The 24,207-nt window shown below is 54.4% G+C and carries 16 protein-coding genes; all 16 read left to right on the top strand.

The features are described 5' to 3' along the window. The first annotated feature begins 80 nt into the window (after positions 1-80). The 16 genes from coaE (at position 81) to nifJ (ending at position 24,090) form a co-directional block, all read left to right on the top strand. Positions 81-668 (top strand): dephospho-CoA kinase, encoded by a 588-nt coding sequence (gene coaE, locus ACK8P7_RS09350; protein ID WP_410043943.1) that lies wholly within the window; start codon positions 81-83, stop codon positions 666-668. A gap of 208 nt (positions 669-876) precedes the next feature. Further along, positions 877-1,674 (top strand): MBL fold metallo-hydrolase, encoded by a 798-nt coding sequence (locus ACK8P7_RS09345; protein ID WP_410043942.1) that lies wholly within the window; start codon positions 877-879, stop codon positions 1,672-1,674. Positions 1,675-2,039: 365 nt separating this feature from the next. Continuing rightward, positions 2,040-2,315, top strand: coding sequence for an ACT domain-containing protein (locus ACK8P7_RS09340; protein WP_410043941.1), 276 nt, complete (start codon positions 2,040-2,042; stop codon positions 2,313-2,315). A gap of 145 nt (positions 2,316-2,460) precedes the next feature. Continuing rightward, positions 2,461-3,843 carry a PFL family protein gene (locus tag ACK8P7_RS09335; RefSeq protein ID WP_410043940.1) on the top strand — a complete coding sequence of 461 codons (1,383 nt, stop codon included), beginning with the start codon at positions 2,461-2,463 and terminating at the stop codon, positions 3,841-3,843. A gap of 165 nt (positions 3,844-4,008) precedes the next feature. Next, positions 4,009-5,499 (top strand): nucleotidyltransferase family protein, encoded by a 1,491-nt coding sequence (locus ACK8P7_RS09330; protein ID WP_410043939.1) that lies wholly within the window; start codon positions 4,009-4,011, stop codon positions 5,497-5,499. 152 nt (positions 5,500-5,651) lie between these two features. Then, positions 5,652-5,984, top strand: coding sequence for a cyclic-di-AMP receptor (locus ACK8P7_RS09325; protein ID WP_410043938.1), 333 nt, complete (start codon positions 5,652-5,654; stop codon positions 5,982-5,984). Positions 5,985-6,223: 239 nt separating this feature from the next. Further along, complete coding sequence (pta, locus tag ACK8P7_RS09320) at positions 6,224-7,231, top strand: phosphate acetyltransferase (protein WP_410043937.1); 1,008 nt, start codon at positions 6,224-6,226, stop codon at positions 7,229-7,231. 98 nt (positions 7,232-7,329) lie between these two features. After that, positions 7,330-8,535, top strand: coding sequence for an acetate kinase (locus ACK8P7_RS09315; RefSeq protein WP_410043936.1), 1,206 nt, complete (start codon positions 7,330-7,332; stop codon positions 8,533-8,535). Positions 8,536-8,654: 119 nt separating this feature from the next. Continuing rightward, positions 8,655-9,563 carry an AEC family transporter gene (locus ACK8P7_RS09310; RefSeq protein WP_410043935.1) on the top strand — a complete coding sequence of 303 codons (909 nt, stop codon included), beginning with the start codon at positions 8,655-8,657 and terminating at the stop codon, positions 9,561-9,563. Between the two features lie 232 nt (positions 9,564-9,795). Beyond that, positions 9,796-9,978, top strand: a complete 183-nt coding sequence (rpmF, locus tag ACK8P7_RS09305) for a 50S ribosomal protein L32 (protein ID WP_029200168.1) — start codon at positions 9,796-9,798, stop codon at positions 9,976-9,978. 210 nt (positions 9,979-10,188) lie between these two features. Then, positions 10,189-11,391 (top strand): FprA family A-type flavoprotein, encoded by a 1,203-nt coding sequence (locus ACK8P7_RS09300; protein ID WP_410043934.1) that lies wholly within the window; start codon positions 10,189-10,191, stop codon positions 11,389-11,391. A 226-nt stretch (positions 11,392-11,617) separates the two neighbouring features. Next, positions 11,618-13,045, top strand: a complete 1,428-nt coding sequence (locus ACK8P7_RS09295; protein ID WP_410043933.1) for a putative glycoside hydrolase — start codon at positions 11,618-11,620, stop codon at positions 13,043-13,045. Positions 13,046-13,170: 125 nt separating this feature from the next. Continuing rightward, positions 13,171-15,588 carry a leucine--tRNA ligase gene (leuS, locus tag ACK8P7_RS09290; protein WP_410043932.1) on the top strand — a complete coding sequence of 806 codons (2,418 nt, stop codon included), beginning with the start codon at positions 13,171-13,173 and terminating at the stop codon, positions 15,586-15,588. A 327-nt stretch (positions 15,589-15,915) separates the two neighbouring features. Continuing rightward, complete coding sequence (uvrC, locus tag ACK8P7_RS09285) at positions 15,916-17,844, top strand: excinuclease ABC subunit UvrC (RefSeq protein ID WP_410043931.1); 1,929 nt, start codon at positions 15,916-15,918, stop codon at positions 17,842-17,844. A gap of 221 nt (positions 17,845-18,065) precedes the next feature. Then, positions 18,066-20,213 (top strand): VanW family protein, encoded by a 2,148-nt coding sequence (locus tag ACK8P7_RS09280; protein WP_410043930.1) that lies wholly within the window; start codon positions 18,066-18,068, stop codon positions 20,211-20,213. Positions 20,214-20,562: 349 nt separating this feature from the next. Next, on the top strand, positions 20,563-24,090 hold the full coding sequence (gene nifJ / locus ACK8P7_RS09275) for a pyruvate:ferredoxin (flavodoxin) oxidoreductase (RefSeq protein WP_410043929.1): 3,528 nt from the start codon (positions 20,563-20,565) through the stop codon (positions 24,088-24,090). Positions 24,091-24,207: the final 117 nt, after the last annotated feature.

Genomic DNA, 24,207 nt, shown 5'->3' with positions numbered 1-24,207 from the left:
ATAAGACCCACGCTTTCGCGTGGATCTAAATGTTAAGTTGACGACATTGGGGTCAGACCCCATAAACTGAAAGGAAATCAATGGTGATCGGAGTGATCGGAGGCGTCGGTGCGGGGAAATCCAGTGTGCTGGACGTTCTCACGCAGGAGTATCAGTTTACAGCGTACCGGACGGACGACATTGCGAAGTCGTTTTATGTCCATGGAGATCCAGTGTTTGAGGCACTTAAGGCGCTGCTCGGTGCGGATATCGAGCGGGCCGACGGCAGTGTCGATCTGCCGGTTTTCGCGTCGAGAATCTACGGTGTCGGAAAACAGAAGCTGCGGTCACAGGTCGACAGCATCGTCCACCCGGCAGTCTGGAAATACGTCGATGCGCAGGTGCGCACGGCGCGGAAGAGCGGGGCGGACATCGTCGTCGAAACAGCACTTCCGATCGCCCATTTCGTGGAGCTCTGCGACGAGGTATGGTTCGTCTATACCGAGGAAGCTGTGCGTATCGCCCGCCTCATGGAAACCCGTGGCTACTCCGAAGAGAAAGCCCGCGCGATGATCCACGCCCAGATTCCGGACGACGAGTACGCTGCGATGGCAGATTTCGTGATTGATAACTCAGGAAGCCGCGAAGAGACAGAAACGACGATCAGGGAGCATTTACACGAAGGGTAATATGAAACGTAGCAGCGAATCCGGGGCATGGCGGGCGCAAGGCTTGCGAATGCAAAGAACAGGTTCCGGCGAAATGTCCGTGGCAGATAGACAGAGATTGTCATAGCGGCCACGGACATTTCACCGGGGTCTGTACTGTGCATTGAGTGGGCCGCGCCCACCATGCCCGGATTCGTAGAGATAACAAAGGAAAGGCAAGAAGCATTTTATGAGATTTACGAGTATCGCCAGTGGCTCCAGCGGGAACAGCAGCTACATCGGCACGGACCATACGCATGTGCTGGTGGATGTGGGGGTGACGATGAAGGCTGTCAATCAGGGACTCCACGCGCTGGACCTCGAGCTTTCGGATGTGCAGGCGATTTTCCTCACGCATGAACACATCGATCATATCCGTGCCGTCGGTACGATATCCCGTAAATACCAGATTCCGATCTACGGCACGCTGGGCACGCTTCGTGAGGTGATGCTGAATCGTACGCTCGGTGATTTCGCGACGGATCTGCTGCAGCCGATCCTTCCGGATGCTGTGACCACCGTCGGCGACCTTAGCGTAATCCCGTTTTCCATCGATCATGACGCAGCGGATCCGGTCGGCTACCGTATCGAGGCGGGCGAGAAGCGTGTCGCCATCGCCACCGACATGGGGCACTACGACGATTACATCGTATCGCATCTTGAAAATCTCGACGCGATGGTGGTCGAAGCGAACCACGATGTCCGCATGCTGAGCACGGGCCCGTATCCGATGTCCCTGAAGCGCCGGATCCTGAGTGACCATGGCCACCTCAGTAACGAAAGCTCCGGGCATCTCATCGACCGCATCCTGAATCCGCATGTGAAGCATGTCTTTCTCGGGCATCTCAGTAAGGAGAACAACCTCCCGGAGCTCGCGCTGAAAACCGTACAGCAGGAGATCGACGGATCAGACTCCGACTACCGCGCCGGCGATTTCGACATCAGCGTCGCGCAGCGCGACCGCATCTCGGACATCATCGAACTGTAGACCCCGGCCATCTTAAGAATTTCGTAATGGGGTCAGACCCCATAAACTGGTAAAACTGCAGCTTACACTAATATAAAATCATAGAATGACTGCCATAAGTACGGGCTATCGAGGACAGGGTCACCCTGTCCTTTTTAGCATTTATGGACATGAGAAGCGCGATTTACGCATGGTTTTTTTCATAGACGAAGCGGAAAACAGGTTGCGTTTTACTTTTTTAAATGCTTAGATATTAAGAAAGCATGGAACAGACATGTTCTATACATATACGGGGATTTTATCCCGCATATAAACATGTAAATGTAGTATGTATGCAGAAACCGAGGCGGCGCTGGCACCCGGCAGCAGGCATAAGAGGAGGCTCTATGAAAAAAGCGATTATCACCGTAGTTGGTAAGGACACCGTCGGCATCATTGCGAAGGTTTGTACCTTCCTTTCCGAGAAGAACATCAACATCCTCGATATCTCACAGACCATCACCGGCGGATTCTTTAACATGATGATGATCGTGGATGTGTCGAACTCTACGGAGAGCTTCGACACCGTCGCTGCCGAGATCGCACAGTATGGTAAGGATCAGATCGGCGTCGATATCAAGATGCAGCTCGAAGAGATCTTCACGATGATGCATAGAATTTGAGGGAGATGTTTGTTTCGACAAACATCGACCGTAAATGGCGCAATCTGTGATTGCGTTCCGAAGGAACTGCCGCAGGGTCCATCTCAGGCCCAAGGCAGCCAGCGAAGCGCACGAGACTTTATCATAAACGAAAAGGAGAATCAGAATGGCAAGCTCTTTTGATGCGGTCAATGTCCTGGAGGTCGCGGAGACCAACAATATGATCGAACATAATAACCTCGATGTCCGTACGATCACCATGGGAATCAGTCTTCTCGACTGTGCAGCTGGTGATGTCGACACCTTCTGTGACAACATCTATAAGAAAATCACCCGCTATGCGCGTGACCTTGTGAAGACAGGAGAGGAGATCAGCCGCGAGTACAGTGTGCCGATCGTCAACAAGCGTATCTCCGTCACGCCGATTGCGATCGCGGCCGGCAGTGCCTGCAAGTCCTCTGCGGATTTCGTGAAGGTCGCCCATACCCTTGACAAGGCAGCGAAGGCAGTCGGGGTCAATTTCCTCGGCGGTTTCTCTGCCATCTGCCAGAAGGGCATGACCCCGGCGGATGAGATGCTGATGCGTGCGATCCCACAGGCGCTCGCCGAGACCGACATCGTCTGCTCCAGCGTCAACCTCGGCTCCACGAAGACCGGTATCAATATGGACGCCGTTCGTCTTATGGGTGAGATGATCCGTGAGGCGGCCGAGCGTACCGCCGACACCGACTCGAGCGCCTGCTCGAAGCTTGTCGTTTTCTGTAACGCACCGGATGACAACCCGTTCATGGCCGGCGCCTTCCATGGCGTTTCCGAGGCAGACTGTATCCTGAACGTCGGTGTTTCTGGACCGGGCGTCGTACGTGATGCACTGCAGCACGCGGAGGGCCTTGACTTCGAGGAGTTGTCCGAGCTCATCAAGAAGACCGCGTTTAAGATCACCCGCGTAGGCCAGCTGGTAGCGAAGGAGGCGAGCCGTAAGCTCGGTGTTCCGTTCGGCATCATTGACCTCTCCCTCGCACCGACGCCAGCCATCGGTGATTCGGTTTCTGACATCCTGGAGGCGATGGGACTCGAGCGTACCGGTGCACCGGGCACGACCGCCGCACTGGCGATGCTGAACGACCAGGTGAAGAAGGGCGGTATCATGGCGTCCAGCTCCGTCGGCGGACTCAGCGGCGCGTTCATCCCGGTTTCCGAGGATCAGGGTATGATCAATGCCGTCGAGGCAGGTGCCCTCAACATCGAGAAGCTCGAGGCGATGACCTGCGTATGCTCTGTCGGTCTCGATATGATCGCCATCCCGGGCGACACGCCGGCGACCACGATCTCCGGTATCATCGCGGACGAGGCAGCCCTCGGCATGGTCAACCAGAAAACCACCGCGGTTCGTGTCATCCCGGCCATCGGCAAGAAGGTCGGCGACCACGTCGATTTCGGCGGCCTCCTCGGACACGCACCGGTCATGGCGGTCAACACATTCGATTGCTCCGGCTTCGTGAACCGTAAGGGACGCATCCCGGCACCGATCCACAGCTTTAAGAACTAAGGCACTGATCAGCGGCTCATGTTTATGAGCATCTGAGCGGTTCGAAACGAAACATGATTTCATGCGCATGATGGAAAGTGAGATTTCCGTCGTGCGCTTTTTTTGATATATTTGTCTTGTATCTGAATCATGCAGATGATTCAACACGAATCGACATTATGAAAGATGACCAGGACTGCCGAGACCGCCTTCTGCCGGAAGCAAAGTGCTGTAGAGCGTTCGGATCCTGGCTGTGAGGACACAATGATCAACGGAAAAAAAGTCGTCGGTATCATCACCGAATACAATCCCTTCCATGCGGGACATCAGTACATGATCAATCAGATCCGCGCCGAGTACCATGCGGATGTCATCGTCGCCGCGATGTCCGGCGATTTCGTGCAGCGCGGCGAGCCGGCGATCTTCGACAAGTACGAGCGCGCCCGGGACGCACTCCTGCATGGCGTTGACCTCGTCGTGCAGATCCCGGTCATGTTCTCGACCTCCAGCGCAGAGGATTTCGCGGCCGGTGGTGTCGCGGTTCTGCGTTCCCTCGGCTTCGTGGACCAGCTCGTGTTCGGCTCCGAATCCGCTGACCTCGCGAAGCTCCAGCAGATGGCCACCCTCGAGCTTTCCACCGGCTCCACCGCCCATGCGAAGTTCAATGCTGTCGTCCGCGACGGTGTGGCCTCCGGCATGAGTTATCCGAAGGCGCGGGCAGAAGCGATGAAGCTCGTCCTCAGCGGTGATGACGAGGAGGCCTTCGAGATGATGCTCGAGAACCGAAGCGCATTTGATCTCCAGTCCAACGACGTGCTCGGACTCGAGTATATCAAAGCAGTGAAACGGCAGGGTGACTGCTTCGAGGTCGCCTGCATTCGCCGAAAGCTGAGTCTGCCGAGCGCCCACTCGATCCGCGACGCGATCCTGCAGAATGAGCTGTCGTGTGTGGCTGCGAAAGAAGAATCGGCCCCGGAGCGTGTCACTTCACAGGAGGTGGAAGAGGGCAGCAGGACGACGACAGCGGAGCTTTCGGCCCCGCCACTCCGTGGCATCCGTGGCGCGGCGCACCAGGGCTACGCGACGCTCGACATGCTGAGCGATATGCTGAGCTACCGTCTGCTGCAGCTCAGCTACCTCGACAGCGTGGCGCCGGAAGCGAATTCTGTGCTCTGCGATTACCTCGACGTCTCGCGTGAGATCGCCGACGCGCTCCGAAAACAGGTACGTGAGCGGATGCGTTTCCGTGAACGCATCGCCGCTGTGAAGTCACGGAACTACACCTACAGCCGTATTTCGAGGGCGCTGCTCCATATCCTCCTCGACCTCCAGCGGAAGGACCACGCCGCCCTCCGCGGTGCCTACTTCGGAGAGGCTGAAACGATGCCGTACGTGCGTGTACTCGGCGTGCGGAAGGAGGCGAAGGAGCTGCTTTCAGCCATCGCCACAACTGCTGTCACCTCCCCGGCGCGCTACCAGCGCACCCTCGACGCGTTTCACCGACAGACCATCGAAAGCCCGGAGGACCTCCTTATGAGCATACGCGCCGGCCACGCCGAGCTCATGTTCCGCAGTGACCTCTACGCCGCCGACCTGTACCGGCTGATCTACCACCCGTACGACAGTGATGTACACTTGGAAAATGAGTTTACAAGACGATTCATGGTGATCGGATAATATACGCAAAGGGGGGGAGCCGGAGGGCCGGCCCCTGTCAAAACAGTGCATTCATCCACCACGAAACCCATTTGTTTTGTGGAAAACGCCGCCCGGCTATGATAAAATAGAAGGCAAAATACGTGCTATGCAGGACAGAAAAGAGGTACAGTATGAAACTGATTTATGCGATTGTTCGTAACGATAACGAAGACGATGTGATGGATGCACTGAATAAGGATCACTTCCAGGTGACGAAGCTGGCGTCGACGGGTGGCTTCCTTCGGAAGGGCAACTCGACGCTGATGATCGCGACCCAGGATGATATGGTGGACGAGTGCATCGAGCTCATCAAGAAGCAGTGCGGCAAGCGCCAGAAGATTACGGTGAACATGCCTTACGTTTCCGGCACCTCGATGGGCACCTACACCACGATGCCGATGCCGGTCGAGATCGGCGGCGCGACGATCATGGTGGTCGACCTGGACCGTTTCGAGAAGTACTGAAACGCAGTCGTTCGAGACGACAGGGCGCTGCCGTAGGACGGATTTGTTATGAACTTGTCAGAATGTCCGTGATTTTGTGCACGAAAAGCGCTCCTCATGCATTGCAGAGCGCTTTTTATCGAGTATAATAGCAATGTCAAATTGTATACACGCATACCACGCGTGCGTACCTTCATGAATGAATCAGTGGGTTTCCACTGGTAAAATTGTATAAATAGCATTGAGAGGAGAAATCTGAAATGGCATTTATTGACACAATCAAGGCGAAGGCAAAGGCAGACAAGAAGACCATCGTTCTTCCAGAGTCCATGGATAAGAGAACATTCGAGGCTGCTGAGAAGATCTTAAAGGAGGGCATCGCGAACCTCGTGATTATCGGTACTCCAGAGGAGATCGAGAAGAACGGTGCAGGCTATGACCTCACTGGTGCAACCATCGTTGATCCGTTTACAGATCCGAACCGTCAGAAGTACATCGACAAGTTCGTCGAGCTTCGTGCGAAGAAGGGCCTCACCCCGGAGCAGGCAGAAGAGCAGATGACGAAGGATTACATGTACTATGCATGCCTTATGTGTAAGTGCGGTGACGCAGACGGTGCCGTTTCCGGTGCATGCCACTCCACTGGTAACACCATTCGTCCGGCACTTCAGCTTCTGAAGACCAAGCCAGGCATCAAGTCCGTTTCCGGTTTCTTCCTTATGGAGGTTCCGAACTGTGAGTTCGGTGAGCAGATCGACGGCAACGGCCTCTTCGTATTCGCTGACTGCGCAGTAAATACCGATTTCGATTCCGAGAAGCTGGCGGAGATCGCGTACCTTTCCGCACAGTCCTTCCAGACCTTCGTCGGCCGTGAGCCGAAGGTTGCGATGCTTTCATACTCCTCCAAGGGTTCTGCAAAGCATGATGATGTAACCAAGGTTGCAGAGGCTGTCAAGATCGCAAACGAGCAGCATCCGGAGATCGCCCTCGACGGTGAGCTTCAGCTCGATGCCGCACTCGTTCCTTCTGTAGCAGAGCTCAAGGCTCCGGGCAGCAAGGTTGCAGGCCATGCGAACGTACTTGTATTCCCGTCCCTCGAGGCTGGTAACATCGGCTACAAGCTCGTTCAGAGACTTGCGCACGCGGGTGCTTACGGTCCTGTTCTTCAGGGTCTCAGCATGCCGGTGAACGACCTCAGCCGTGGCTGTTTTGCAGATGATATCGTTGGCGTCGTAGCAATGACTGCGGTACAGGCACAGAACGCGTAATCGATAAGATTTGATTTCTTTTATCTGCTGCGTGTGCCTGGTAGAGTATCAGGTACTGCAGCAGATCATCATTATAAACATTTAGGAGAGTAATACCCATGAAAATTCTTGTACTGAACTGTGGTTCATCATCCCTCAAGTATCAGCTCATCGATATGGAGAATGAGGCCGTTCTTGCAAAGGGTCTCTGCGAGCGTATCGCCATCGAGGGCAGTAAGCTCACACATAAGGTACCGGGCAAGGAGGATTTCGTCATTGAGTCCGCTATGCCGGATCACAGCGTCGCTGTAAAGCTGGTATTTGATGCACTCACCGATGCAGAGCACGGTGTAGTAAAGACCGTTGATGAGATCGGTGCCATCGGACACCGTGTACTCCATGCTGGTCCAAACATCACAGAGTCCTGCATCGTAGACGAGCACGTGAAGGACGTTATCCGTTCCTGCTTCGATCTCGGCCCTCTGCACAACCCTGCAAACCTCATGGGTATCGAGGCATGCGAGAAGGTCGTTCCGGGCAAGCCAAACGTAGCTGTATTTGATACTACCTTCGGTATGACCCTTCCGGAGAAGGCGTACTACTACGCAATCCCGACCGAGTACTATGAGAAGTACGGCATCCGTCGTTACGGCTTCCACGGTACATCTCATGCATTCGTATCGAAGGAGACCATCAGGTTCGGCGGTCTCGATCCGGAGAAGGCAAAGGTGATCGTATGCCATCTCGGCAACGGTGCATCCGTTTCTGCTTCCATCGGCGGTAAGGGCGTAGATACTTCCATGGGTCTCACCCCTCTTGAGGGCCTGATCATGGGTACCCGTTCCGGCGATATCGATCCGGCGGTCGTTCAGTTCATCTGCAACCACGAGAACAAGACCGTGGATGAGGTTCTGAACATCCTCAACAAGAAGTCCGGTGTACTCGGCCTTTCCGGCGGTGTATCCTCTGACTTCCGTGATGTTGAGAACGCAGCGAACGCAGGCAACCACATGGCTAAGGTTGCACTCGACGCATTCCGTTACAGAGTAGCGAAGTACATCGGTGCATACGCTGCAGCTATGAACGGTGTAGATGCCATCGCCTTCACCGCTGGTGTCGGCGAGAACGACAAGCTTTCCCGTCAGATCATCATCGATGAGTACCTCAGCTTCATCGGAGCAAAGATCGATCCGGAGCGTAACAACGTACGCGGTAAGGAGGCTCTGATCTCTGCAGACGATTCGAAGGTCAAGGTCTTCCTGATCCCGACCAACGAGGAGCTCGCGATCGCAAGAGATACACTTCGTCTCGTAGAGGCTCAGTAATCTTCGCATCCTTTCAGACCTGGACGTTGTCCAGGTCTTTTTTTAAGCGGATAATGCCCCGAGCGCACGTGGGCTTACAGCGCAGGCAGAATAGAAAATAAAAGGTAAGGAGATTCCTTATGGCTGAAATACTGATAAAGGCAGCGTCTTTTGTTGCGATTATTTTTATGGGATATCTGTTGCGAAAGAAGGGGTTTTTTAAAGAAGAGGATTTTCATGTGCTTTCAAAAATCGTTTTAAAAATCACCCTTCCCGCAGCGATTGTATCTAATTTTTCAGGGGCGGATGTAAAGGTTTCGCTTCTGATCTTATCTGTGATTGGGCTGGGAGGCGGACTGATCCTTATGGCCGCCGCGTATCTGACCTCAGGAAAGGACAGGGAGGAAAAGGCATTTTTTATGTTAAATGCCTCTGGCTATAATATAGGAAATTTCACCATGCCCTTTGCGCAGAGCTTCCTGGGATCCGCAGGCGTGATCACAACCAGTCTTTTTGATGCGGGAAATGCGTTTATCTGTCTGGGAGGCGCCTACAGCGCGGCAAAAATGGTAAAGGGAGGGGATGGGAAATTTTCCCTGATGCCGATCGTAAAGACGCTGGTACGCTCCGTTCCCTTTGACGCTTATGTCTTGATGACCGTACTGTCCCTGATCCACGTGTCCCTTCCTGCGCCTGTGATCACATTCTCAGGCATTCTGGCCGGAGCAAATGCGTTTCTGGCCATGCTGATGATGGGTGTAGGATTTAAGATTTCCGGAGACACCAGCCAGAAAGGAAAAATAGTGAAAATCCTGACCGTACGCTACAGTATATCCATCGCCATGGCAGCAGCGCTGTATTTTCTCATGCCGCTTCCACTGGAATACCGTCAGGTTCTGGCGATCCTGCCTTTAAGCCCCATCGCATCGGCAGCGCCTGCGTTTACGGCGGATATGAAAAGCGACTTCGGACTCGCCAGTGCAGTCAATTCCATTTCCATCGTCATCAGCATCGTACTGATCACGGCAACGCTCCTGATCATTCTTTGATACGAAATGTATAGGTTTGACAGAAGCGGGGATAAGGAGATGATCACCAAAGAGAAAATACATACTCGTGACAGCATTGCCCCCGCGGAATTTCTGAAATTTCTACTTGCATTTCAGCGCATCTCGTAGTATCCTTATTCGAGTGTGCAATCGTAAAAACCTTCCAGGTTTTTGCTTGACATAAAAAAGCCGTATGGATATAATTACCCGGTATGACGAAGGAGGTGTAAATATGTCAATTTGTCCTAAGAATCATTCATCGAAGGCTCGCAGAGATTCTAGAAGAGCGAACTGGAAGATGGGAAAGATGAACCTTGTTAAGTGTTCTAAGTGTGGTGCTCTTGTTATGCCTCACAGAGTCTGCAAGGCTTGCGGATCTTACAACAAGCGTGAGATCGTAAAGGTTGAGGACTAATCTCCACCGAATAGAAGATAGAAGCCCGGAGTGAAAGCTCCGGGCTTTTCTTTTAGGTCATGATTTTGTTTTCATACATATCGGATTGGTGTAGACAAGAAACGAAAAACGTGTTAAATTTCGAATCGATAATCGTTATTGATTTGACGATGTTCCGATTTGAATTCTGCGAATTCGATGCTGGAAGCATCGATAAAAGGAGAGACTGCCATGTATTCTATTCGAAATATTACAGATGACGTCGTTTATGTAGGTGTCGAGGATCGTCGCCTGCATCTGTTTGAGAACATTTTCCCGCTGGATCGCGGTGTGACCTATAACGCTTACGTGATCCGGGACGAGAAGACCGCACTCCTCGATACCGCGGATGCGACCGTATCGCGGCAGTTCTTCGAGAACGTGGCGGCGGCGCTCGATGGCCGTGCACTCGACTACCTCATCGTGAACCACATGGAGCCGGATCACTGCGCACTCATCGCGGAGGCACTCGAGAAGTACCCGCAGGCGACGGTCGTGGGCAATGCAAAAACCTTCCAGATGATCACGCAGTTCTTCGCGCTGACGATCCCGGAGGAGCGGAAGCTCGTCGTGAAGGAGGGCGATACCCTCTCCCTCGGTAAGCACCAGCTCAGCTTCGTGATGGCTCCGATGGTCCACTGGCCAGAGGTTATGTTCAGCTATGATGCGACGGAAGGCATCCTGTTCTCCGCCGACGCCTTCGGCGTATTTGGCACGAACAACGGTAACATCTTCGCGGATGAGCTGGATTATAAGGCACAGGACTTCGTCGAGGATGCCCGTCGCTACTACACAAACATCGTCGGCAAGTACGGTATGCAGGTACAGAATGTTCTCAAGAAGGCCGCCGGCATCGACATCCGGATGCTCTGCCCGCTGCACGGACCGATCTGGCGTGAGGACCTCAGCTTCATCCTGAAGCTCTATGATCAGTGGTCCCGCTACGAGGCAGAAGAGAAGGCCGTCGCTGTCTTCTACAACTCTGTCTACGGCAACACCGAGTCCGTAATCAATGCCTTCACCATGAAGCTTGCAGCCCGCGGCGTAAAGAACATCAAGGCTTACGATGTATCGAAGACCGACGTCTCCGTGATGATCGCCGAGTGCTTCCGCGTGACGAACCTCGTCTTCGGCGCCACCACCTACAACAACGGCCTCTTCCCGAAGATGGAAAACCTCGTCGCCGACATGAAGGCCCTGAGCGTACAGAATAAGAAGATCTCCATCATCGAAAACGGCAGCTGGGCGCCGACCGCCGGCAAGCTCCTGAAGGCCGAGTTTGACACCCTGAAGAACTGCGCGTACATCGGTGACACCCTCACTATCAAGTCTGCTTCCTTCAGCGCCGAAGCCCTCGACGCCCTCGCGGACGCCGTCGCTGATTCCCTCCAGTAATACATGACATTCAGCCGAAGTCCCACGGGACTTCGGCTTTTGCGTTATCAGAGAAGCCAAGTGGTCTGACCCCCGCGTAGTGGTCGACGCTCCATGGATTTAGCTAGAAGGGGGTCTGACCCCCTGGAAAAAGCGGTAAATGGAGGCCGGAAGCCCTAAAAATTTGCCGTTTTCCGAGAAAGTGGTATAATAGCCCAAAAGTTTGAGCAAAACGTTGAGGTTTTATATGAAAAAGCTAAGTAGCATCCTGCTCATCCTTTGTGTCCTGCTCCTCGGATGTCAGCGGCAGAACCCGCTGGTCTATAACGTGAATAAATCCGACGAGCTCCGGGAATATGAATCCGAATCCGAAGAGGAATCGAGATTCGCCGAATCCCTGGCACAGAAGGAGAGTATGAAAGAGGCAGAAAGTCTCGCTGCAGCAGAAGCGGCGGTCTGGACGAAAAAGCTTCCACAGAAAACAGCAACGCGCGTCAAGGGAATCTACCTTACGGCAGTCACTGCCGGTTCCTCGCGCATGCAGGACATCGTCGGGCACCTCGATGAGACCGAGCTAAACGCCGTCGTGATCGACATCCTCGGCGATAAGGGCCGCATCGAGTACCAGATGTCCTCCCCGCTGATCGACGAGATCGGATCTCAGGAAGACACCATCCCGGACCTCCCGTCCCTGATGAAGACGCTGAAGGCGCATGGCATCTACACCATCGCCCGCATCGTCACCTTCCGTGACCCCTACCTCGCGACCGTGAAGCCGGAGTGGATGAACCATAACGCCGACGGCAGCGTGTTCACCGATAATTCCGGCATGGCCTGGGTCGACCCGTATAACCGCGACGCCTGGGAGTATAAGGTCCAGGTCGCGGAGCAGTGCGCCGACGCCGGCTTCGACGAGATCCAGTTCGACTACGTCCGCTTCTGTACCGAACGCGGCATGAACGGCGTCGTCTACCCGGAGGAGGAAACCCAGGGCATGGATAAGACGGACATCATCACCGAGTTCGTCCGCTTCGCCTCCGATCGCCTCGCAGCAAAAAATGTATTTATGTCTACCGACGTCTTCGGAACCATCATCGGCTCCTACGTCGATACCGTCTCAGTCGGACAGGACTACCCGGTGATGGCCGGTGCGGTCGATTATATGTGTCCGATGATCTACCCATCCCACTATGGAAACGGAAATTTCGGTCTCGAGGTCCCGGATCTCGAACCATATAAGGCCATTCTCGGCGCGTGCAATGCCTCCAGAAAGGACCTCGCCCTCGACTATACCGACGGCGTGCATCAGGCGATCGTGCGCCCGTGGCTGCAGGGCTTCACCGCCAGCTGGCTGAAGAGCTTCAAGCGCTACGGTGCAGCGGAGATCCGCCAGCAGATCCAGGCGGTCTACGACGCCGGCTATGACGAGTGGATTATCTGGAACGCCAGCAACGAATACGACTGGAGTGCCTACCTGAGTGATGAGCAGGCTGCCCAGGAAGATCAGCAGATAAAGGCGAAGCGTGCCGCCGACGCCCAGGCCGCCATCGACGCGAGTCGCGCCGCCGAGGAAAGCGAAGCCGCCAGCCGCGCCGCCGCCCTCGAATCCATCGCCCAGTCGAAGGAGGACGCTGCAAACGCCATCGAGACCGCTGCGGAGTCTTCTGAAAACTGAGTTATAGCGCATATGATGATACATTATGAAAGAGCCCTTTGACGCGGCACGGGTTTCTGTTATAATTGGAATTTGTGGAATAAACGTTAATTCGTAAGAAACTGAATCACAAGGGGATACAGATTATGAAGTATAATTTTAAAAAGATCGAACCGAAGTGGCAGGCGAAGTGGGAAGAAGCCCAGGCCTTCAAGGCGGTAGACTTCAGCGAGAAGCCGAAGTGGTACGGACTCGTCGAGTTCCCATACCCGTCGGGTGCCGGCATGCACGTCGGTCATATCAAGGCATACTCCTCCGTCGAGGTGCTCTCACGTAAGCGCAGAATGCAGGGCTACAACGTCCTCTTCCCGATGGGCTTCGACTCCTTCGGACTGCCGGCAGAGAACTATGCCATCAAGACCAACACCCACCCGCATATCATCACGGAGAAGAACATCCAGCACTTCAAGGATCAGATGGAGAAGGTCGGCTTCTCCTTCGACTGGAGCCGTGAGATCGCAACCTCTCATGAGGATTACTACAAGTGGACCCAGTGGATCTTTGAGAAGCTCTATGAGCATAATCTCGTATTCCGTGCGAAGACCCTCGTCAACTACTGCCCGCACTGCAAGGTCGTTCTCTCGAACGAGGACTCCCAGGGCGGTAAGTGCGACATCTGCCACAGCGATGTCGTACAGCTCTCGAAGGACGTATGGTATCTCCGCATCACACAGTACGCGGACCGTCTCCTGAAGGGACTCGATGATGTCGATTATCCGGAGTCCATCAAGCAGCAGCAGGTGTCCTGGATCGGCCGCAGCACCGGTGCGTTCGTCAACTTCGAGCTCGCCGATCAGGCAGGAAAGGCCGTCGATGACAAGCTCGAGATCTATACCACCCGTTGTGATACCCTCTATGGCGTCACCTTCATGGTCGTCGCTCCGGAGCATCCGATACTCGATAAGTACAAGGATCAGATTACGAACTGGGACGCGGTCATGAACTACCGTGACGAGGCAGCGAAGAAGACCGAGTTCCAGCGTACACAGCTCGTGAAGGAGAAGACCGGCGTACGCATCGAGGGTCTGTCCGCGATCAACCCGATCACCGGTAAGCAGATCCCGATCTTCATCGCCGACTATGTCATGATGGGCTACGGCACCGGTGCGATCATGGCCGTACCGGCACACGATCAGCGTGACTACGACTTCGCAAAGAAGTTCGGTGTTGAGATCGTCGAGGTCATCAAGGGCGGCGATATCTCAAAGGAGGCCTACACCGGCGACGGTGAGATGGTGAACTCCGGCTTCCTCGATGGCTTCACCAACAAGAAGGATTCCATCCACAAGATGCTCGAGGTCCTCACCGAGCGTGGCATCGGTCACGAGGGCGTACAGTATAAGATGAAGGACTGGGCGTTCAACCGTCAGCGCTACTGGGGTGAGCCGATTCCGCTCATTCACTGCCCGAACTGTGGCACCGTGGTCGTTCCGGAGGAGGAGCTTCCGCTGACCCTTCCGGATGTCGAGAACTTCGAGCCGGGTACCGATGGACAGTCCCCGCTGGCGAAGATCGACAGCTTCGTGAACTGCACCTGCCCGAAGTGCGGTGGTGCGGCGAAGCGTGAGACCGATACCATGCCGCAGTGGGCTGGTTCCTCCTGGTACTTCCTCCGTTTCTGTGATCCACACAACGATCGTGCCTTCGCAGATCCGGACAAGCTCAAGTACTGGATGCCGGTCGACCACTACAACGGTGGTATGGAGCACGTAACGCGTCACCTTCTGTACTCGAGATTCTGGCATCAGTTCCTCTATGACATCAAGGAGGTGCCGACACCGGAGCCATACGCGAAGCGTACCTACCAGGGCCTCATCCTCGGACCAGATGGCGAGAAGATGTCGAAGTCAAAGGGCAATGTCATCGACCCGCTGAACATCGTGGACCTCTACGGTGCGGATACCCTTCGTACCTATGTGCTCTTCATGAGTGACTACACCGCCGCTGCGCCATGGAGCGAGGAGGGTGTACGTGGCGTGAAGCGTTTCCTGGACCGTGTGGCCGGTCTCACCGACATCGCGACCCTCGAGAAGGAGGATCCGAGCCTCGAGACGAAGACCCACAAGACCATCAAGAAGGTCTCCGAGGATATCGAGCGTATGAAGTTCAACACCGCGATCGCTGCGCTGATGACCCTCATCAACGACTACACAAAGGCCGGTGCGATCACCCGTGATGACCTCATCACCTTCATCAAGCTCCTTCATCCGTTTGCACCGCACCTCACAGAGGAAATCTATGAGACCATCGGCGGCGAGGGCCTTCTGACCCTGAGTTCATGGCCGGAGTACGACGAGGCGAAGACGAAGGATGCTGTCATCAACATGGGTGTCCAGATCAACGGTAAGGTGCGTGGCAACATCGACATCCCGGCAGAAGCGACGCAGGACGATGCCGTCGCAGCTGCAAAGGCGAACGAGCAGGTAAGCAAGTACTTCGAGGGCAAGAACATCGTGAAGGTGATCTTCGTTCCTGGAAAGATCCTGAATTTCGTCGTGAAGTAAATAGTAGTAGCAGTTCAGTGCAGGGGACCCGGAGGAGCGGCAACGGAGGCACAGTACTCCGAGACCGGTTCAATCTAAGCCGGGGACCCTAAGCGGCACTAGGCCCTCTGCAATCGCTGAGTTTTCTTGATGAAAACTCAGCGTTGCTAGAGGGTGCTAAGGAAAATTGTACCAAGTGCCGCTAAGGGGACCCGGCTTGATTTCACACGGTCTCTACGTATGGCCTCCGTTGCCGCCCCCTCCGGGTCCCCTGCCTAAACTGTAAAATATTATGAATATCAAAAGCCGGTGGGCGCGCCAAGCGCACCCACCGGCTATTTCATCACTATGAGAGATAATACGAAGTTTAATATCGAGGAGGAGCTCCAGAAGCTGCCGGCGCTCCCGGGCGTCTATATCATGCACGGCCCGAAGGATGAGATCATCTATGTCGGCAAAGCGAAGGTGCTGAAAAACCGCGTCAAGCAGTACTTCCAGAAATCCTATAAGAAATCCGTGAAGATCCAGCAGATGGTGCATCTGGTGGAGCGCTTCGAGTACATCGTCGTCGATTCGGAGCTCGAGGCGCTGATGCTCGAGAATAATCTCATCAAGGAGCATAAGCCGCGCTACAACACCCTGCTGAAGGACGACAAGACCTATCCGTACATCAAGGTGACGAACGAGCTCTACCCGCGGATTCTGAAGGTGCGGAAGCAGTACCAGGACCGCGCCCGTTACTTCGGTCCATACGCGTCGAACGATCAGGTCAATGAGGTCATCGAGCTCATCCGGAAGACCTTCCATATCCGGAACTGCAACAAGTCGTTTACGGAGGATGCGCCGCTTGCGAACAAGTGCATGTACTATGACATCCACCAGTGCGACGGGCCGTGCATCGGGAAGCAGTCGCAGGCGGATTATAAGCTCCAGGTGGACCGAGCCATCGACTTTCTGAACGGAAAGTACGAGGACATCGTGAAGGAGCTGACTCGCCGCATGCAGCGCGCTTCCGATAACCTGGATTTCGAGACGGCACTCGAGATGCGGGATCTGATCCGGGCGATCGAGGCAATCCAGAACCGGCAGAAGATCGTGGCCTATGATGCCGAGGATCGGGACATCATTGGTATGCGCCGCTCCTTCGCGGACTGCATCGTTCAGATCTTTTTTGTACGTGATGGGAAGATCATCGGCCGTGACCATCAGTTCATCGACATTGACCCAGAGGAAAGTGACGAGAGCATCCTGACGAACTTCATCGAGCAGTACTACGACGGCACCCCGTTCGTGCCGCGGGAGATCTTCGTACAGACCGAGCTCGAGGAGAGGGCGGTGCTGGAGCAGTGGCTGAGCCGGGAGAAGGGGAAGCGTGTATACATCGTGACCCCGCAGATCGGGAAGAAGGAGAAGCTCGTCGAGCTCGCCATCACGAACGCCGGTATCCTCATGAACCGCTATCGTCAGCAGTACCGCGAGCAGGATGTGAAGAATGCCCGGGCCCTCGAAGAACTTCAGAAACTGATCGGACTGCCTGGACTTCCTCTTCGCATCGAGTCCTACGATATCTCGAATACGATGGGTGCGCTCAATGTCGGCTCGATGGTCGTCTACCAGAACGGCCGGCCGAAGAACAACGACTACCGGAAGTTCCGCATCCAGTCCGTCCAGGGGCCGGATGACGTCCGTTCGATGCGGGAAATGCTGACGCGCCGCTTCGAGCATGGCCTCTCGGAGATGCAGACGAATGCGCGGGACGGCAAGGATGATAAGCTCGGGTCCTTCTCGAACTTCCCGGATCTCATCTGTATGGATGGTGGCAAGGGACAGGTGCATGTCTGCGAGGAGGTACTGCGGGCGCTCGGCATCACGAGCATCACGGTCGTCGGTATGGTGAAGGATGATCATCACCGGACGCGGGCGCTGCTGTACCAGGACGAGGAGCTGCCGATCGCGGAGAACAGCGAGGCCTTCAAGCTTCTGACGCGCATCCAGGACGAGGTGCACCGCTTCGCTATCAGCTACCACCGCTCGCTCCGGGAGCAGAAGCAGATCCGCTCGCTGCTCGACGACATCAAGGGAATCGGTGAAGTACGGAAGAAGGCACTTATGCGGCGGTTCGGAGACATTGACCATATCCGCGTGGCCGGGCTCGAGGAGCTCCGGGACTGCCCGTCGATGGACGAGTATTCCGCGCGGCAGGTGTATGATTTCTTTCACAGTAATCCGGAAACGGCGGTCGGAACCTGGCGCGCCGGCGTCGAAGAAAAGCAGTGATATCGTGGCCGCCGGCATCGGAGAGAAGCGCAGCATCCGCGAGTACGAAAAATTACAAGAAAGCCTTCACAAAACCGTAAAAAATTCGTCATGTATTTCCTGGCTTCTCTCATGTACAAAGATTCGAAATCCTGTTAAGATAATAGGCGTCGTCTTCGGGCGGCGCTTTTTTAGTGAACCTTAAAACTTTGAAATGGCTTCAGGGAGTAAATATAGATAGTATGAGAGACGATTTTGAATATTCTGAGAAATCCAGAGGACAGTCCCGTGCACGCGGACAGTCCCATGCGCGTGGAGCGGCATCGAGAAGCGGCCACAGCAGTACGGGCAGTCACAGCAGCGGATATACGGGACCGCGTTCGTCGGGCAGCCACAGCAGCTATGCAGGCGGGAGCCGGTCCACTGCAGGCACTGGAAGCCGTACCGGTCGTTCGACTGGAAGAGCTGGGCGACGCGGCAGTGATTACGGACGGAGATCCCAGGATGGGCCGAACATGAAGCTTGTACTCGGCGCGGTGCTGGCATTTCTGATCGTGGGCGGTGGACTCGTGTTTGCCGTGCGCGGCGGATTTGTCGGCGGTTCGCACGAATCTTCGGCGGCTGCGGAAGAGACGACACAGAACGTTCTGTATACCGATACCGATACCATCCATAAGGACATCACCCTCGACCTCCGCGCGATTTCGCCGGACGCACAGAGCCTGAATCTGAATGGTATGAACCGTGAGGCGGTGAAGCAGGCCATCCACGGTGCCTACAGCTGGAACCTCGTCGTGAAGAACGCGAATCCCTCCATCGACAGCTTCAAGATGCCGGATCTTTCGGTCTATGATGAGGTGAAGGAAACCGAGACGAGCAGCGGCTCCGGAGAGAGTGACAATGATGGCTCCGTACAGAAGGTGGCGGTGGATAATCCGTATGCCAGCGTGACGATCCGTCCGGAGGCGAAGAGCTTCACCATCCCGGATCTGATCGGCGAGCAGGTGGATGCGCAGGTCGATCAGATCTTCACCGAGTATGCGGCGGCGATCGCGGAAGAATCTGCAACGGCGTCTGCCGGCAGTGAGACCTCGGGCGAAGCAGAGGAGAGTACAGACTCTTCGGGAGCGGAAAGTGAGACCGAGAGCACGACGGGTGCAGGCAGCGATTATACGCTGACACTGCCGGATATGAGCGCGCAGATCTCGGACTACATGAAGCAGCTCGCCATCGTATGGAAGATGAGCCCGAAGAATGGCGACATCACAAGCTACGATAAGGAGAGCGGCGAGTTCGTCTTCGGCGGCTCTGTGGCTGGCTATGCTGTGAATGCGGAGGCGACCGCACAGAAGGTGATGGCGTCGATCGGTCAGCATGTCTATGACGCGACCATCGAGTGCGAGGGCGAGAAGATCTCCGCGTCGGATTCCTCCATCAAGGACCTGTATGGTACGATCGGCAGCTTCACGACGAAGACCACGAGCAACGCGACCCGTAATAAGAACGTGAAGCTGGCAGCGGCCGCGATCAACGGTACCGTGCTCCAGCCGGGCGAGGAATTCTCCTTTAATAAGACCGTCGGTCAGCGTACCGAGGCGAAGGGCTATGGTGCGGCCGGCGCGTATAATAACGGCGAGGTCGTGCAGGAGATCGGTGGCGGTGTCTGCCAGGTTTCCTCGACCCTCTATAATGCCGTATTCCGTTCGGGTCTCACGACGACCTATCGTCGCTCTCATACCTTCGCACCGACCTATGTCACACCAGGTGCCGACGCGACGGTTTCCTACCCGGGCCCGGACTATCAGTTTATCAATAATTCGGATCACGCCATCGGTATCCGTGCATGGTATGAGGACCAGACCTGTACCGTTCAGATCTATGGTGTCCGTGTGCTTCCGAAGGGCGAGAGCTGGGAGCTCGTCTGCGAGAAGACCACAGACCTTCCGGTGCCGGCACCGAAGATCATCACCCCGGAGGAGGGAGCAGAGTCTGCGGGCTCTGCGGGCTCCGAGTGGCAGGCCTATAAGGTGATCCATAAGGCCGACGGAACGACCGAGAAGGTGAAGGATCATACGGCACACTACAGTGGTCATACACCGAAGCAGTATGCGCCGGGAACGACGGAGTCGACCGCCGAGTCCTCGATTGCAGAGAGCGGAGAGTCAACCGCGGAGAGTGGAAGCACGGCAGAATCCACGGTAGCCGAGAACGGACCGAAGCCGTCCACCGAAACGAAGCCGTCACCGGCTCCGGAGACGAGTCCGGCCGAGACCGCGAAGAAGCCGGAGGCACCGACCCCGGAGACGAGCGCCTCGAATCATGAGGTCATCGAAGCACCGGGGGCACAGGAAGGCCCGGATGACGATGAGATCATCCAGGACGGCCCGTAAGAATTTCGTAAGGGGGTCTGACCCCATTAAATTTTTCTAAACAGAATCTAAACAGAAGTTTATGGGGTCAGACCCCATGAAGATTTTCTTAAGAAGAGAGCAGTTGCAGTGGTGTGCGACTGCTCTTTTCTGTTACGTGGGGAAGTGACTGTACAATATATACTATAGTAGTTTACTAGGATATAATCTTTTTGTGCATTTCCTTGTATTTTATTTAGTAACGCTCCGTTTTTGTTTTGCATTTCATAGCGGAAATGTTATAATTCTTTTCGAGTATGATATCCCACTATGGGTGGGTACATATAACAACCGCTTCAAGTGGTAGTTCATTTTTTCAGGAGGAATTCTTATGGCAAGAAAAATGAAAACCATGGATGGTAACCAGGCTGCTGCACATGCATCATATGCATTTACAGAAGTTGCGGCTATCTATCCTATTACTCCTTCATCCGTCATGCCTGAGCATGTAGATGAGTGGGCCACTGAAGGCAGAAAGAACCTTCTCGGCGAGACCGTACAGGTAACCGAGATGCAGTCGGAGGCTGGTGCTGCTGGTGCAGTTCACGGTTCCCTCGCTGCAGGTGCTCTTACTACAACCTTCACCGCATCACAGGGTCTTCTGCTCATGATCCCGGATATCTACAAGGTAGCCGGCGAGCAGCTTCCAGGCGTATTTGATGTATCTGCACGTGCACTTGCATCGCACGCACTTTCCATCTTCGGTGATCACTCCGACGTTATGGCATGCCGTCAGACCGGTGCTGCTATGCTCTGTGAGTCATCTGTACAGGAAGTTATGGATCTTACTCCGGTAGCTCACCTTGCAGCGCTGAAGGGCCACATTCCGTTCATCAACTTCTTTGATGGTTTCCGTACCTCTCACGAGATCCAGAAGATCGAGGAGTGGGATTACGAGGATCTCAGAGATATGGTTGACTGGGAGTATGTAGATGAGTTCAGAGCGAAGGCTCTTAACCCGAACCACCCGGTTGAGAGAGGATCTGCTCAGAACCCGGATATCTTCTTCCAGGCTCGTGAGGCTTCCAACCCTTACTACGATGCACTTCCTGCAATCGTTCAGGAGTACATGGATAAGGTGAATGCGAAGATCGGTACAGATTACAAGCTCTTCAACTACTACGGCGCAGCAGATGCTGATCACGTCATCGTTGCTATGGGTTCTGTAAACGATACCATCGAGGAGACCATCGACTACCTTGCTAAGCAGGGCGAGAAGGTCGGCGTTGTCAAGGTAAGACTTTACAGACCGTTCAGCAAGGACGCATTCGTAAAGGCACTTCCTGCAACCACCAAGGTGATCTCTGTTCTCGACAGAACGAAGGAGCCGGGCTCCATCGGTGAGCCGCTGTACCTCGATGTCGTAGCTGCTCTTCAGGGCACAGAGTTCGCAAACTGCACCATCCTTTCCGGCCGTTATGGTCTCGGTTCCAAGGATACCACACCTTCTCAGATCGTTGCTGTTTACAACAACGTTGATAAGAAGAGATTCACCATCGGTATCGATGATGATGTTACACACCTTTCTCTGCCGGCTGGTCCAGCACTTGTTACGACTCCTGAGGGAACCGTTAACTGTAAGTTCTGGGGTCTCGGTGCAGATGGTACCGTAGGTGCAAACAAGAACTCCATCAAGATCATCGGTGATAACACAGACATGTACGCGCAGGCTTACTTCGATTATGATTCCAAGAAGTCCGGCGGTGTTACCATGTCTCACCTGAGATTCGGTAAGAAGCCGATCAAGTCTACTTACCTGATCCACAGAGCAAACTTCGTAGCCTGCCACAACCCGGCTTACATGACCAAGTTCAACATGGTTCAGGAGCTCGTTGATGGTGGTACCTTCCTTCTCAACTGCGTATGGAACAAGGATGAGATCGCAGAGCACATCCCTGGCCAGGTTAAGAAGTACATGTACGATCACAAGATCAACTTCTACATCATCAACGGTGTAAAGATCGGTATTGAGACCGGCATGGGCCCGACAAGAATCAACACCATCCTTCAGTCTGCATTCTTCACACTGACCGGTATCATCCCGAAGGAAGAGGCTAACAAGCTGATGAAGGACGCTGCACAGAAGACATACGGCCGTAAGGGTGAGGATGTCGTTAAGAAGAACTGGGCAGCAATCGACGCTGGTGCAAACGCATTCGAGAAGATCGAGATCCCTGCAGACTGGGCAAACGCACAGGATGAGGGCCTTGAGTTCAAGGATAAGACCGAGGGGGCCAAGGATGTTCTTGATTTCGTAAACAACATCCAGAATAAGGTTTCCGCTCAGGAGGGTAACTCACTTCCTGTTTCTGCGTTCAATGCTTATGTCGATGGTACAACTCCTTCCGGAACAGCTGCTTACGAGAAGAGAGGTATCGCTGTAAACGTTCCGCAGTGGAATCCGGATAACTGTATCCAGTGTAACTTCTGTTCTTATGTCTGCCCGCACGGCGCGATCCGTCCGTTCGCATTTACTGCTGACGAGGCTGCAAACGCTCCAGAGGGTATGCTGACCAAGGCGATGACCGGTATGCCGGATTACAAGTTCGGTATCCAGGTATCTGTACTTGACTGTACTGGTTGTGGATCCTGCGCAAACGTATGTCCTGGCATGAAGGGCGCGAAGGCACTCGAGATGAAGCCGATCGCTGAGGAGCTCGACAGACAGAAGTTCTTCGACTACGCAGTAAAGCTTCCTGAGAAGGATGACGTCGTTGCGAAGTTCAAGGAGACCACCGTTAAGGGCTCACAGTTCAAGAAGCCGTTACTCGAGTACTCCGGTGCATGTCCTGGCTGTGGTGAGACACCATACGCTAAGCTCATCACTCAGCTCTTCGGTGAGAGAATGTACATCGCAAATGCGACAGGCTGCTCATCAATCTGGGGTAACTCTTCACCTTCTACACCGTACACTGTAAACGCGAAGGGTCAGGGCCCGGCATGGGATAACTCCCTCTTCGAGGATAACGCAGAGTTCGGTTATGGTATGTTACTTGCACAGAACGCAATCCGTACCAGACTGAAGAAGGAAGTAGAGGAGCTCGCTGAGAAGGATGCATCTGTTAAGGATGTCGCTCAGGAGTGGCTTGATACCTTCGGTGTCGGCGCTACCAACGGTGCAGCTACCGATAAGCTCGTTGCAGCACTTGCTGATAAGACCGATGATCTTTCCAAGGATCTCGTAAAGAATAAGGACTTCCTCGCTAAGAAGAGCCAGTGGATCTTCGGTGGTGACGGCTGGGCTTATGATATCGGCTTCGGCGGCCTCGATCATGTACTTGCTTCCGGCAAGGACATCAACGTAATGGTATTCGATACCGAGGTTTACTCCAACACAGGTGGACAGTCCTCCAAGTCGACTCCGACCGGTGCAGTAGCACAGTTCGCTGCAGGTGGTAAGGAGACCGGCAAGAAGGATCTTCCTGGTATCGCAATGTCCTATGGTTATGTATATGTAGCTCATATCAACATGGGCGGCGACATGCAGCAGACTGTAAAGGCGATCGCAGAGGCTGAGGCATATCCAGGACCATCTCTGATCATTGCATACGCACCTTGTATCAACCACGGCATCAAGAAGGGCATGGCGAAGGCTATGACTGAGGAGAAGCTTGCACTCCAGACTGGTTACTGGAACAACTTCAGATACAACCCGCTTGGTGGCGATAAGAAGTTCACTCTCGATTCCAAGGAGCCGGATTTCACCGGATACCAGGATTTCCTGAAGGGTGAGGTTCGTTACCTGTCCCTCGGCCTTAAGAACCCGGAGAGAGCAAAGGCTCTTGACGAGAAGAACCAGGCTGAGTCTCAGGCTAGATATGAGCACCTCAAGAAGCTCATCGACCTGTACAACAATTAATTCACCTGAACTTCGGTTCACGTGATGTGAGAAGGGAGCCGGCGCAAGCCGGCTCCCTTCGTCGTATAGCCCGTGGCCACGGGTTTGAGGACGGATGAACGGAACTTGCCGATTTAT

The sequence above is a fragment of the Oribacterium sp. P9 genome, from assembly GCF_046365365.1.
In the GTDB taxonomy this organism is placed as follows: Bacteria; Bacillota; Clostridia; order Lachnospirales; family Lachnospiraceae; genus Oribacterium.
Note: the sequence above shows the minus strand (reverse complement) of the source record. Positions and strands in the feature narration are given on the sequence as shown.

Bases quoted from the DNA above. Each gene is read 5' to 3' on its own strand.
- leuS (WP_410043932.1), top strand. From the start codon at position 13,171: ATGAAGTATAATTTTAAAAAGATCGAACCGAAGTGGCAGGCGAAGTGG.
- ACK8P7_RS09300 (WP_410043934.1), top strand. From the start codon at position 10,189: ATGTATTCTATTCGAAATATTACAGATGACGTCGTTTATGTAGGTGTC.
- coaE (WP_410043943.1), top strand. From the start codon at position 81: ATGGTGATCGGAGTGATCGGAGGCGTCGGTGCGGGGAAATCCAGTGTG.
- pta (WP_410043937.1), top strand. From the start codon at position 6,224: ATGGCATTTATTGACACAATCAAGGCGAAGGCAAAGGCAGACAAGAAG.
- ACK8P7_RS09340 (WP_410043941.1), top strand. From the start codon at position 2,040: ATGAAAAAAGCGATTATCACCGTAGTTGGTAAGGACACCGTCGGCATC.
- ACK8P7_RS09345 (WP_410043942.1), top strand. From the start codon at position 877: ATGAGATTTACGAGTATCGCCAGTGGCTCCAGCGGGAACAGCAGCTAC.
- ACK8P7_RS09310 (WP_410043935.1), top strand. From the start codon at position 8,655: ATGGCTGAAATACTGATAAAGGCAGCGTCTTTTGTTGCGATTATTTTT.
- ACK8P7_RS09330 (WP_410043939.1), top strand. From the start codon at position 4,009: ATGACCAGGACTGCCGAGACCGCCTTCTGCCGGAAGCAAAGTGCTGTA.
- rpmF (WP_029200168.1), top strand. From the start codon at position 9,796: ATGTCAATTTGTCCTAAGAATCATTCATCGAAGGCTCGCAGAGATTCT.
- ACK8P7_RS09280 (WP_410043930.1), top strand. From the start codon at position 18,066: ATGAGAGACGATTTTGAATATTCTGAGAAATCCAGAGGACAGTCCCGT.
- ACK8P7_RS09335 (WP_410043940.1), top strand. From the start codon at position 2,461: ATGGCAAGCTCTTTTGATGCGGTCAATGTCCTGGAGGTCGCGGAGACC.
- ACK8P7_RS09295 (WP_410043933.1), top strand. From the start codon at position 11,618: ATGAAAAAGCTAAGTAGCATCCTGCTCATCCTTTGTGTCCTGCTCCTC.
- uvrC (WP_410043931.1), top strand. From the start codon at position 15,916: ATGAGAGATAATACGAAGTTTAATATCGAGGAGGAGCTCCAGAAGCTG.
- ACK8P7_RS09325 (WP_410043938.1), top strand. From the start codon at position 5,652: ATGAAACTGATTTATGCGATTGTTCGTAACGATAACGAAGACGATGTG.
- ACK8P7_RS09315 (WP_410043936.1), top strand. From the start codon at position 7,330: ATGAAAATTCTTGTACTGAACTGTGGTTCATCATCCCTCAAGTATCAG.
- nifJ (WP_410043929.1), top strand. From the start codon at position 20,563: ATGGCAAGAAAAATGAAAACCATGGATGGTAACCAGGCTGCTGCACAT.